This is a genomic window from Pseudomonas sp., from assembly GCF_049645325.1.
Classification (GTDB): domain Bacteria; phylum Pseudomonadota; class Gammaproteobacteria; order Pseudomonadales; family Pseudomonadaceae; genus Aquipseudomonas.
In genome coordinates, this window is record NZ_JBARTQ010000056.1 from 1 (window position 1) to 8923 (window position 8923).

General features: G+C 57.5%; 18 protein-coding genes. 9 read left to right on the plus strand and 9 right to left on the minus strand.

Annotated elements, in window-relative coordinates; translation table 11 throughout:
• The 9 genes from WBB95_RS02430 to WBB95_RS02470 all read right to left on the minus strand — a co-directional run.
• A partial coding sequence (locus WBB95_RS02430) for a hypothetical protein (RefSeq protein ID WP_424486128.1) occupies positions 1–244 on the minus strand: 244 nt, incomplete at its 3' end.
• Positions 241–429, minus strand: coding sequence for a DUF1382 family protein (locus WBB95_RS02435; protein WP_424486129.1), 189 nt, complete (start codon positions 427–429; stop codon positions 241–243). The genes WBB95_RS02435 and WBB95_RS02430, both read right to left, overlap by 4 nt.
• Entirely contained in the window at positions 426–581 is a 156-nt protein-coding gene (locus WBB95_RS02440; RefSeq protein WP_424486130.1) for a hypothetical protein, read from the minus strand. Before WBB95_RS02440 ends, WBB95_RS02435 begins: the two co-directional genes overlap by 4 nt.
• Positions 578–1309, minus strand: a complete 732-nt coding sequence (locus WBB95_RS02445; protein ID WP_424486131.1) for a replication protein P — start codon at positions 1307–1309, stop codon at positions 578–580. Before WBB95_RS02445 ends, WBB95_RS02440 begins: the two co-directional genes overlap by 4 nt.
• The gene (locus tag WBB95_RS02450) at positions 1306–2064 is read right to left on the minus strand and encodes a hypothetical protein (protein WP_424486132.1); all 759 of its coding nucleotides are present in this window, start codon (positions 2062–2064) and stop codon (positions 1306–1308) included. The genes WBB95_RS02445 and WBB95_RS02450 overlap by 4 nt, the downstream gene beginning before the upstream one ends.
• Positions 2061–2366 carry a hypothetical protein gene (locus WBB95_RS02455; protein ID WP_421560848.1) on the minus strand — a complete coding sequence of 102 codons (306 nt, stop codon included), beginning with the start codon at positions 2364–2366 and terminating at the stop codon, positions 2061–2063. The genes WBB95_RS02450 and WBB95_RS02455 overlap by 4 nt, the downstream gene beginning before the upstream one ends.
• Positions 2363–3169 (minus strand): phage antirepressor KilAC domain-containing protein, encoded by an 807-nt coding sequence (locus WBB95_RS02460; RefSeq protein ID WP_424486133.1) that lies wholly within the window; start codon positions 3167–3169, stop codon positions 2363–2365. Before WBB95_RS02460 ends, WBB95_RS02455 begins: the two co-directional genes overlap by 4 nt.
• A gap of 334 nt (positions 3170–3503) precedes the next feature.
• The gene (locus tag WBB95_RS02465) at positions 3504–3692 is read right to left on the minus strand and encodes a hypothetical protein (protein ID WP_424486134.1); all 189 of its coding nucleotides are present in this window, start codon (positions 3690–3692) and stop codon (positions 3504–3506) included.
• 29 nt (positions 3693–3721) lie between these two features.
• Positions 3722–3928 (minus strand): Cro/CI family transcriptional regulator, encoded by a 207-nt coding sequence (locus WBB95_RS02470; protein ID WP_424486135.1) that lies wholly within the window; start codon positions 3926–3928, stop codon positions 3722–3724.
• Positions 3929–4091: 163 nt separating this feature from the next.
• Here WBB95_RS02470 and WBB95_RS02475 point away from each other — a divergent pair, with 163 nt between their 5' ends.
• The 9 genes from WBB95_RS02475 to WBB95_RS02515 all read left to right on the plus strand — a co-directional run.
• Entirely contained in the window at positions 4092–4862 is a 771-nt protein-coding gene (locus WBB95_RS02475; protein ID WP_424486143.1) for a LexA family transcriptional regulator, read from the plus strand.
• Positions 4863–5294: 432 nt separating this feature from the next.
• Positions 5295–5465, plus strand: coding sequence for a hypothetical protein (locus tag WBB95_RS02480; RefSeq protein ID WP_424486136.1), 171 nt, complete (start codon positions 5295–5297; stop codon positions 5463–5465).
• A gap of 666 nt (positions 5466–6131) precedes the next feature.
• Positions 6132–6275 (plus strand): hypothetical protein, encoded by a 144-nt coding sequence (locus tag WBB95_RS02485; RefSeq protein ID WP_186751100.1) that lies wholly within the window; start codon positions 6132–6134, stop codon positions 6273–6275.
• 123 nt (positions 6276–6398) lie between these two features.
• A complete protein-coding gene (locus tag WBB95_RS02490; RefSeq protein WP_424486137.1) occupies positions 6399–6629 on the plus strand; it encodes a hypothetical protein in 231 nt (76 codons plus the stop codon).
• Positions 6630–6650: 21 nt separating this feature from the next.
• Entirely contained in the window at positions 6651–6896 is a 246-nt protein-coding gene (locus WBB95_RS02495; RefSeq protein WP_424486138.1) for a DUF551 domain-containing protein, read from the plus strand.
• A gap of 18 nt (positions 6897–6914) precedes the next feature.
• Positions 6915–7163 carry a hypothetical protein gene (locus WBB95_RS02500; protein WP_424486139.1) on the plus strand — a complete coding sequence of 83 codons (249 nt, stop codon included), beginning with the start codon at positions 6915–6917 and terminating at the stop codon, positions 7161–7163.
• Positions 7164–7440: 277 nt separating this feature from the next.
• Positions 7441–7935, plus strand: coding sequence for a hypothetical protein (locus tag WBB95_RS02505; protein ID WP_424486140.1), 495 nt, complete (start codon positions 7441–7443; stop codon positions 7933–7935).
• Positions 7932–8072 carry a hypothetical protein gene (locus WBB95_RS02510; protein ID WP_424486141.1) on the plus strand — a complete coding sequence of 47 codons (141 nt, stop codon included), beginning with the start codon at positions 7932–7934 and terminating at the stop codon, positions 8070–8072. The genes WBB95_RS02505 and WBB95_RS02510 overlap by 4 nt, the downstream gene beginning before the upstream one ends.
• A gap of 10 nt (positions 8073–8082) precedes the next feature.
• Positions 8083–8923, plus strand: an 841-nt coding sequence (locus WBB95_RS02515; RefSeq protein ID WP_424486142.1) for an ATP-binding protein, incomplete at its 3' end; no start/stop codon positions are given.

The window sequence follows — 8923 nt, forward strand, 5'->3', positions numbered from 1 at the left end:
CAGCCATCAGGTCCGCGCAATCGCCACGCAACAAGCGGATGGCACGCGTACCCGGGGATTCACGCAAGAGTTCGTTCTCGGCAATGATGGCCAGTACAACCTCAGGAGGTAGAGCGTCTTGCAGTGCATCATCAGCTTCATGGAACTGCTCCTGCTTTTCGCTGCTGCAGTCGTCATCCAGATAGGCTTCGTTCGCTGAAATCAAAGCAGCGCACAGTCGCTTCAGTCCGGTGTAATCGGTCATGTCCGTTGCTCCGCTGTTTCTGCGATCAATGCCATCCGTTCCAGGCGCTCGGTGGCCTGGCTGGCCAAATTGAGGCAGTCCGCCTCATCCACCACCGGCATGCACACGAAACGAATGCCGTGCTTGACCATGGTGTTCGCTATCTCAAGGGATTGGCGTAGCTGGGCTGGGTTTGCTCGTTTCATGGCTTCAACATCCGGCAGACCAACTGCATGTCATTGAACTGAGCCTGGAACTGGCGAGCGTCATCCCGCTGGCTGAATGCGAATTGCAGGACGATGAACATCACCCAAAAGCCGATACCGAATACCCAGCACATCAATTTTTCACCGTTCATTGCGCCGCCCTCCTGCCAAATTTCTCCATCAGAAGCGCTCGCGCCTTTGCGCCGTCTGCCGGGATTCCTTGCTGAATGATTCGTGTGCGAGCTTCTTGCTCAGCCAGTTCGTTGGCCAGTTCAAAGGCCGTCTTCTGGCTGTCGTGGCCGATGCCGGTAAGGATCTTGCCGTCCAGCGGCTGGCCTTCCTGGGCGCGGCGGATGACCACGGCGTAGTTGTGCTCGAAGCGCTGGCGCAGGCCCTTGTCTTCCTGCTTGGCTGAGCGCAGGTCGAACAGGCCCGTGGCAATGGCCGCGATCTTCACGCCTTCGTGGCTGTAGACGCCCATCAATGCCTCCACCCATGCATCAGCGCTCGCTGGCAGGCCGAACGCTTCAGGCCCAGGCGTGCACCAGCCTATGAACTGGCCGACGCTTGGGGCGAACGGTGAGCCGCTTTTCCGGCACTGCTCGATTCCGTAGCGGATCTGCTCCAGCGAGCGGATGCCGGCGGCCATGAAGCCCATGGTCCAGTTGCGCATCGCGGCAGCCTTGGCCTTGTCGTCGGGCCATGCCTGCTTGTGGGCCGGGAAGATGGCCTGCAACTGCCGAAACAGGCGCTCGACCACTTCACCGGTGGCGTCGTCCACCACTCCAAGCTGGCTGCCGATCTTCGCCGGGGCCTGATAAGGGGCGGCGGTTCCCAGCGCCCGAGCAGCGCCGGGGATCATCTGAGTGACGTTCTTCATAGGTCATCACTCGTATCGGTGCGCCACGACTGATCGTAGAAGTCCGGCCCGTTGCCAACAGTCCTGCCACCCGCCACAACCTTGTCCGGGAACAGACCGGTCCAGCCGTTGCTGATGGACTGGTTGATCACAGCGTCAGCGTCGTGGTGGCCTGCTAGGGTCTTGGCTTGCTTGGCGCAGGTGGTGGCGGTCAGTGGGCGCTTGATCTCGGCGCGGTGCTGGCACCAGTCCTGCCAGGTCTGGTCGCTTACGCTTTCAGGCTTGGCGGTCACCGGATCAAACTTCGCAGCCTTGGTGCGCGAGGGTGCTTTAGCGCCCGAAGGTTTCTTCTCCATTGATCCAGTAGGAGAATCCTTTATTAAGTAGTGGTCGGTTTCCCGACTAGACGGTCCACCGTCTATACGGTCCACCGAATGTTCGGAAACCCGTAGGTTCGGTTCGTAATGGACGATGATCCGCTTGCCAAGCATCTTGCCGGTGTTTTCCTCGCGGGTTATCTCGTGGCTCAGCAAGCCCAAATCCTTGAGTGCACTCATGGCCTTCCAATAGCGATCACGGCCAATCGAGAACCGGTCTTGCAGGTATGAGGCGATCACCTTCCAATCGCTTGAGCGGGTCTGCAGGTAGATCCAGATGGCGAGAGCGTCGGGATTGACGATCATTGCCACAACGTCGTTGCTGACTGAGCTGTATGGCGCCTGTTTGGCGTACAGGATGGTAGGAGTGGCCTTTTGCACGTTGACGGGCTTGGTCATTGCAGCGTCTCCCACTGAGGGAAGCGGCTACCCTGGAGGATCTTGCTGATAGCGGACTCGCGGATAGATTGAGGATCAACGCCAGCAAGGCGACGGATCAGTACCTTGGAAGCCAGCACGGCGGTTATCAGCTCGAACAGAGCATCGCCAGTGCAGCCTTCACACTTCGACTCTTCAGGGTCCAAATAGACGCTCAGCGAGAACTCGCTTTTGTCCCAGGCCATAAAGGCGAGCTGGTCATTGCTGAACTGCTCCATGTAGGCTTCGTCAATGACGGTTGGCTTGATCGACTGCGGGCTCATGAGGCACCACCAAGCAGATCAGCTTCACGAGCAGCCCACATTGCGCGGATCTTGGTTAGCCCTTTTCCAGTAACCCGAGCAGTTGCCACAGTGGTCTTGCCGTTTTCTGGATGCTCGAAGGTGCTGAGCTTCGCAGTCAGATAGCCGGATTCAATAGGGGCTTGCATCGGTTCGTTTTTGCGCAGCGTGACCCAGCGTTTCTGGCGCAGGAAGTCCATTAGGCGCTTCTGTCCGGTGCCAATCAGCTTGGCCGCCTCGCCCACTGAGTACGTTTCGTGGGTCACCGTGACGGCATTGAAGAACTCAACCTTTGGCGCGTCGGCGCAAACCTTCTGCTCCAACAGCTGGTTTTCATTGGTCAGCTCGGTATTGTCTGCCTCCAGGTGCACGACTTTGCGCACGTTGTCGGTCAGCAGGGCCAACAGGACCTTTGGGTCGTTCAGGCGACTCAAGTCAAACGAAGGTTGCGATGCCGATTCCTCCAGCACCTGCCATCGATCGACCAGCGCGCCAGTGAATTCGGGACTCAGCTGTGCAACCACCACAAGGCTGTCACGCTTCCCTTTTTCGCCAGAGAATACGTATTCCTCGACCGGGCGCCCGCCAGTGGGCTTCTCCACCATTGGTGGGTTATCAATCACGCCTTTGAATGCCAATCTTTCTATGGCTCGCTTCACGCTGTCGTGTCGAGAGCCAACCAGATCGGCAATTTCTTGCGATGACATACTGCGCGCCACGTTTTCAGCTATCGAAAAACGTGGCGCGGATTCGTTGGTATTGACGACGGATTGGGGAATAGGCATTATTCGCTCCAGAACTTTGTTGTAAGTGCTGCACAAGAAGCCAGGCCACGAACCTGGCTTTTTTGTGCCCGTGATTTGGCAGTTCGGTATTTCATTGGCAGATCCTCAATAGTCCCTGAGGGACTAATCAGCCCTTTCGTCCTATGGAAGCGACGTTGCTCCGGCTCTTTGGTGGACGGGTCATTCGATCCAGTGCCCGGTTCATAATTGTTGCGGCCAGATCCTCGGGCGTTACTCCATTGCGTCTGGCCAACAGCTCTAGATCAGCTATTCCTTGCCAATCGAGCTGGATTTCCAGCGGCTTTCTTTCAGGCACAGGGCCTCCTCGGCAACTTCAGGCCACGTCGGTTTTCGCGGTAAGCTCTTCCATCATCTGGTTCAGGCCGCGCTCGAGGATTTCTCGGGCGAGAACTGCTTTCTGCGTGCGCTGAAAACGCGCCATAGCCGTGAGCAGATCGTCGGCCACTTCATCCAGGCGGACCTTGGTGGGTTTGTCGTGCATGTGGCTTGGGTCGAAATGCATCGTTTGTCTCCAGTGGCTGATGAATTGGTTTAAGCGGCTGATTTCTTGGCAATGGTCTGGCTGGGGAATGGACGCACCTCTTCTGCGGTGTACGTGCCGTCGTCCTGCCTGGTTACGTAAACGTCGCGACCAACACGGATAGCCTTACTGAGGCCGCCCTGGGTCATGCCGAGCAGGATCGCCGCCTCGGTCTGGCCGAGCTGGTTTGCGAATTCCTTGATGTGAACGCGGTTCATGGTCTTCTCCCATGGGTTACTCATGGCGAGATATTACCTATGGCATTTAACAAAGTAAATGCCATTGGCATTTGGATAGTATTACCGGCAGGAATAAGATTCGCGGATGACCAAGAAAGCCCTAGACCCAGAAAGAAAAGCCGAGTCGGATAAGCTCAAGGCGATATTCAATTCGAAGAAGCGCGACCTGGGCCTGACCCAGGAAAAGCTCGCGCACGCTCTCGACATGAATCAAAGCTCGGTGAGCCACTACCTGAACGGCGTAAATCCGCTGAACGCCCCGGCAGCAGCAGCCTTTTCAAAAATATTGGACGTGCCTGTGGAGGATTTCAGCCCTCGACTGGCACAGCAGATATCGGAATTGGTTGGATTCGCTACAGACTTGCGAGCAAGGGTGGCGGTGAAGAAGTTTGTGGATGACGACTTTCGCGACACTTCATCAAACACGTCGCGCCTCAACGACATTGACGGATGGGACGAGCAAAGCCCTGTGCGCGATGACGAGGTGGAGGTTCCTTTCCTTAGGGAAGTGGAGCTGGCGGCAGGCTCAGGCCGCTTTGTGATCGAAGAAGATATTGGAGAAAGCCTACGCTTCAAAAAGAAGAATCTTCGGGAGAATAACGTTCAGGCATGCAACGCAAAGTGCGTGACCGTGCGAGGAAACAGCATGACCCCAGTGCTTAGGGATGGCGCCACCGTTGGCGTGGATCTTGGAAAAACCGCGCTAGGTGACGTGATTGATGGTGATCTGTATGCGATCAACCATAACGGTCAGTTGCGCGTGAAGCAGCTGTTTCGCCTCCCCCACGGAATACGTCTGCGCAGCTTTAATCGCGAAGATCATCCGGACGAGGACTATAGCTTCATGGATATGCAGGATCAGCAGATCGGCATACTCGGACACGTCTTCTGGTGGGGCATGTACGCCAGATAGAATTTTTCATTGAGTGCCAAGCCCGCCTAGCGCGGGTTTTTTATTGCCTATGAAAAATAATATTGCCATTGGTATTGACGAATAATAATGCCATCGGTATTGTTCACTCCATCGAGTCACCCAACAGGGACTCGCCAGGGCCTCACAGCCCGCCGCTCTTTAACAGCTCAGGACCTTCGCAGATCGATCCCCGGCAACGGGCACAGCGCGAACAATAAATTCGATCTCCACGCCAGCTCTGGAACTGGCCGTGCTCACCAGATGTGAGTACGCGAAACCACGCAAGCCGGTCGGCGAAGAACACCGTCCACGAAATGTGTGACGCCGGCCAGAGATATGAATCGGGCGATGCGCGTGGTGGAGATGAAACACCCACAGATTTACTGATGCCGCTTCTATGAGGCGGCATTGGAAATCAACGGAGGACGTGAAATGAACCTTACCCTTGAATCCGCAGTACAAGCCATCGCCCAGGTGCAAGCTGCCTACAACTGCTCTGACCTGGAGGCGATAACCAAGATGCAAGGCGCCGCCGCTAAGTCTGGCGACGAGGCATCGTTGGAATTTCTCTGCCAGATCAAAGCAAATCTTCTCGGCCTGTGACCGGGCTTCACCACGCTTAAGCAGCCAACATCCGAATCGACCAAGGGACAGATCATGACAATCGATGAGCTAAAAAAAGCCGTTCGCGAATTTTACTCAGACACATCACGCAGCCGACCAGAGACAAAGGAGGCGCTTGAAGAGTTGTACGACGATATCGAGTGCTACATCGAAAGCCTTGCTGACTGAACAACCAGCGTCACGTCAGCACTGACGTTAACTGCCCGATCCTCTCTATGAGAGCGCATCGGGGTGTGATCTGAATACGCAGGCTGATGCGTTGATAGCGGCTACAGCAGCCCCAGTTGCTTGGGAAACTCTTGAAAAGACGCCGTTTAAAAGTCTGCAAAGCAACCAGACTAACAAGTCGGAGATCAGCACCGGCTAGATCACACCCCGATGCGGACGAAACTGCGGCCTATAACCGCCCACCTGCATCACCGCAACAAGCAGATGAATGCCCGGGCTGACGGGCAAGTGTAAGACCTGAGGGATCGCGGGAATCGTGGCCGGTAGAGTGAGTAAGCGCCCAGATGGCCACGGCGAGTCCAAGAATAAGCGGCTGAAACCTTCGCCCCGGTGAAACTCCGGCGTCACTAAGGCCGCTAATAGTCCTGCCGGGATCAGCTCCGGCCTCTGCATCACCCAAACCAACCGGAGATCACCATGCTCCTACTGTTCCTGATCGGCGCAGCGCTCAGCCATGCGCGGCCAGAACCGCCAACTGATGACGGCCTGCCAACCGGTCCATTGCGCTTCCATCGTGAGCGCTGGCGTTCTCGACAGGGGCTCTCGGCGTTCTGGCGCTGATAGTCCCGCCCAAAACTCTTCCCGGCGCCACGTAGGGAGGTCTATGTGTCGCACCGAAAGCCCGGGCAATGTTCGGGCTTTTTTACGCCCGCCAACCGGCTGAACCAACGAATGGAGAGAGTCATGAGCGATGTCACGGTTTCGATAAGCCTATCCAAGCAAGAGCAAGGCCGACTCTACATGCAGCATCTGGCGGCAGAGAAGACGGTCAAGGCATTGCTTGAGCAACGAGATGAACTGCTCGCAGCACTGCAAGGCTTGCTCGCTGCCTACCAAGACCCCGGCAACACCGGCAGCACGCACTACGACAAGGTTCTGGTAGCCCGAGCAGTCATCGCCAAAGCTTCCGCCTAACCCCAAACACTGGAGGTCGCCATGAGCGATTGGATCAAGGTTGACGACCGGCTGCCGGGTTTCCCGATTGAGGTAATCGTGGCTTACCACTCCGACGCTGATGGCGAGCCATGCCCGGATACGGGCTTGGCAATTCTTCATCCGGACGGAATCTGGCGCGGCGCTGGTGTGTTTTACCAGCTTGGGCAGGTTCAAAAGTTCGCTATCCGGGAATGCATCAAAAAAGTAACCCACTGGCAGCCACTCCCAGCCCCGCCCACCGAATAACGCCACCCTGGAGCGACCATGAACCAAAGTCAGCACGCTTACTGCGACGTAGCGCTCGCAATGAATCAGCGCCGCAATATGGCCTTGGCGCTATGCCTCGGCCTGGTCGGCTCCAGTGCACCGAAGACCTCGCCGCTGTTTCGGGTGATCCCGGCCGGCAATGAGTTCTTCCACGTCGTCGATTCCACCACCGGTAAGGTGAAAGGGTTTCGCCGCAACCACAACGAAGCCTGCGCGCTGGCGCGGAGCTTGGAGAGTGCACGGTGAGCCCCCAGCAGCGCGATCACGACACGGCAGTCGGATGGATCAACACCGAGCTTGCCGAGCTTCGTAAAGAGGTAGGAAAGCCCAACGCTAGCGCCGCGGTACGCTCGGCGATAACGCTTGCCTTCCTACTGCGCACGATCAGCGACACAGAGCATCGAGAGTTTCAGTCTCGTATCGACGAAATCTACGACGACCATAAGTCCTCTCGCGCTACTGCCGCCTAACACCAATTCCAGACACCAAGCACGGCGCCTTCTGATGCCGTGATGGAGGCTCTATGTCTCAAGAAAATGAATCGGCCCGTTCGGCTGCTGATCTCCGAACCATTGCCCACGCGGCTCCAACGGCCAAAATTGAGCGCGAAGAGCTGGCGGTTGCCCAACAGCAGGCTGAGCGCGAGCGCATCGAAAAGCTGGGCGGCTCGGCGGAACTGGTGCTGGATTTGGAAGCAAGGCTTGCCGCGGCCGTCGATGATCGAAAGCGAGCTCAGGTCGAGGCGAACTACGCCCAAAAGAAACTGGAACAGGTTTTCGAGTCGGTCAGCACAGCAGTGGGTCGGGATGTTCGCCAGCTCAGCGTTGTGCACCTCGGCATGGCGCTGACAGACAGCAAGTCGAAGCTGGTGACGCTGGCCGGTTACATCGACCATTCGGTCACGCTGGATGACTTGGTGGTGCTCAAGCGAGTAGCCAGCAACCTCGGCGTGATCCAGCCGCAGACCATGGCGCAGGCCGCCCAACTGATGGGCTTAAGCCACAGGAGGGCTGTATGAGCCCCGCAATGGCCGCCCAGTTCGACTGGATGATGGTCGGCGCCTTTTCGCCTGATCGGTTCACCGGCGAACAGCGCAAAGAGTACGAAGACGAAGCCCGCCGCATCCAGCGGCAGTGGGACAACCAACCAAACTGAGGAAACTCAAATGTTCAAGAAAGCCGAACGCAAGCAGGCCAAGCTACGGCTGGCACTTGCTGGGCCATCTGGATCTGGCAAAACATACTCCGCTCTGCTCCTTGCTCAGGGTCTTGGTGGGCGTATCGCAGTGATCGACACCGAACACGGCAGTGCATCGCTGTACGCCGACCTGGTCGACTTCGACGCAATGGAACTGCACGCGCCGTACTCGCCAGAACGCTACATTGAGGCGATCGTGGCAGCCGAACAGGCCGGCTACGACACGCTGATCATCGACAGCTACTCACATGAGTGGACAGGCTCTGGCGGATGCCTGGAGCAGAACGAGACAGTGGCTCACCAGAAGTTCCGGGGCAACACCTGGGCGGCATGGAACGAGACCACGCCGCGTCACCGGAAGCTGACGGACAAGATCCTCACCGGCTCAATGCACATCATCTGCACGATGCGCAGCAAGACGGAGACGGTCCAAGGCGAGGGCAAGAAGATCCTCAAGCTGGGCATGAAGTCCGAGCAGCGCGACGGCACCGACTACGAGTTCACCGTGGTGCTGGATCTTACCCACGACGGCCACACCGCCACGGCCAGCAAGGACCGGACAAAGCTGTTTGACCAGCCCGAGCTGATCAGCGCAGACACCGGACGTCGACTGCTGGCCTGGCTGAACTCAGGCTTGAATCCAGAGGATCGCGCCAAAGAGCTGCTGGTTGATGCCATCGCCGATATCCATCAGGCGGCGGACATGGCCGCGCTGGAGTCAGCCTACAACGCCGGGCGCGTAATCGTCCAAGGCTTCGACAACCTCAAGCCCTCGCTGGTCGCCGCCAAGGAGATCCGCAAGGCTGAAC

What these genes read in the sequence shown, in the direction of transcription:
- WBB95_RS02490 (WP_424486137.1), top strand. Translation starts at nt 6,399, where the DNA reads ATGAGCGATGTCACGGTTTCGATAAGCCTATCCAAGCAAGAGCAAGGC.
- WBB95_RS02460 (WP_424486133.1), bottom strand. Translation starts at nt 3,169, where the DNA reads ATGCCTATTCCCCAATCCGTCGTCAATACCAACGAATCCGCGCCACGT.
- WBB95_RS02485 (WP_186751100.1), top strand. Translation starts at nt 6,132, where the DNA reads ATGCTCCTACTGTTCCTGATCGGCGCAGCGCTCAGCCATGCGCGGCCA.
- WBB95_RS02455 (WP_421560848.1), bottom strand. Translation starts at nt 2,366, where the DNA reads ATGAGCCCGCAGTCGATCAAGCCAACCGTCATTGACGAAGCCTACATG.
- WBB95_RS02495 (WP_424486138.1), top strand. Translation starts at nt 6,651, where the DNA reads ATGAGCGATTGGATCAAGGTTGACGACCGGCTGCCGGGTTTCCCGATT.
- WBB95_RS02445 (WP_424486131.1), bottom strand. Translation starts at nt 1,309, where the DNA reads ATGAAGAACGTCACTCAGATGATCCCCGGCGCTGCTCGGGCGCTGGGA.
- WBB95_RS02500 (WP_424486139.1), top strand. Translation starts at nt 6,915, where the DNA reads ATGAACCAAAGTCAGCACGCTTACTGCGACGTAGCGCTCGCAATGAAT.
- WBB95_RS02465 (WP_424486134.1), bottom strand. Translation starts at nt 3,692, where the DNA reads ATGCATTTCGACCCAAGCCACATGCACGACAAACCCACCAAGGTCCGC.
- WBB95_RS02480 (WP_424486136.1), top strand. Translation starts at nt 5,295, where the DNA reads ATGAACCTTACCCTTGAATCCGCAGTACAAGCCATCGCCCAGGTGCAA.
- WBB95_RS02510 (WP_424486141.1), top strand. Translation starts at nt 7,932, where the DNA reads ATGAGCCCCGCAATGGCCGCCCAGTTCGACTGGATGATGGTCGGCGCC.
- WBB95_RS02505 (WP_424486140.1), top strand. Translation starts at nt 7,441, where the DNA reads ATGTCTCAAGAAAATGAATCGGCCCGTTCGGCTGCTGATCTCCGAACC.
- WBB95_RS02470 (WP_424486135.1), bottom strand. Translation starts at nt 3,928, where the DNA reads ATGAACCGCGTTCACATCAAGGAATTCGCAAACCAGCTCGGCCAGACC.
- WBB95_RS02450 (WP_424486132.1), bottom strand. Translation starts at nt 2,064, where the DNA reads ATGACCAAGCCCGTCAACGTGCAAAAGGCCACTCCTACCATCCTGTAC.
- WBB95_RS02435 (WP_424486129.1), bottom strand. Translation starts at nt 429, where the DNA reads ATGAAACGAGCAAACCCAGCCCAGCTACGCCAATCCCTTGAGATAGCG.
- WBB95_RS02440 (WP_424486130.1), bottom strand. Translation starts at nt 581, where the DNA reads ATGAACGGTGAAAAATTGATGTGCTGGGTATTCGGTATCGGCTTTTGG.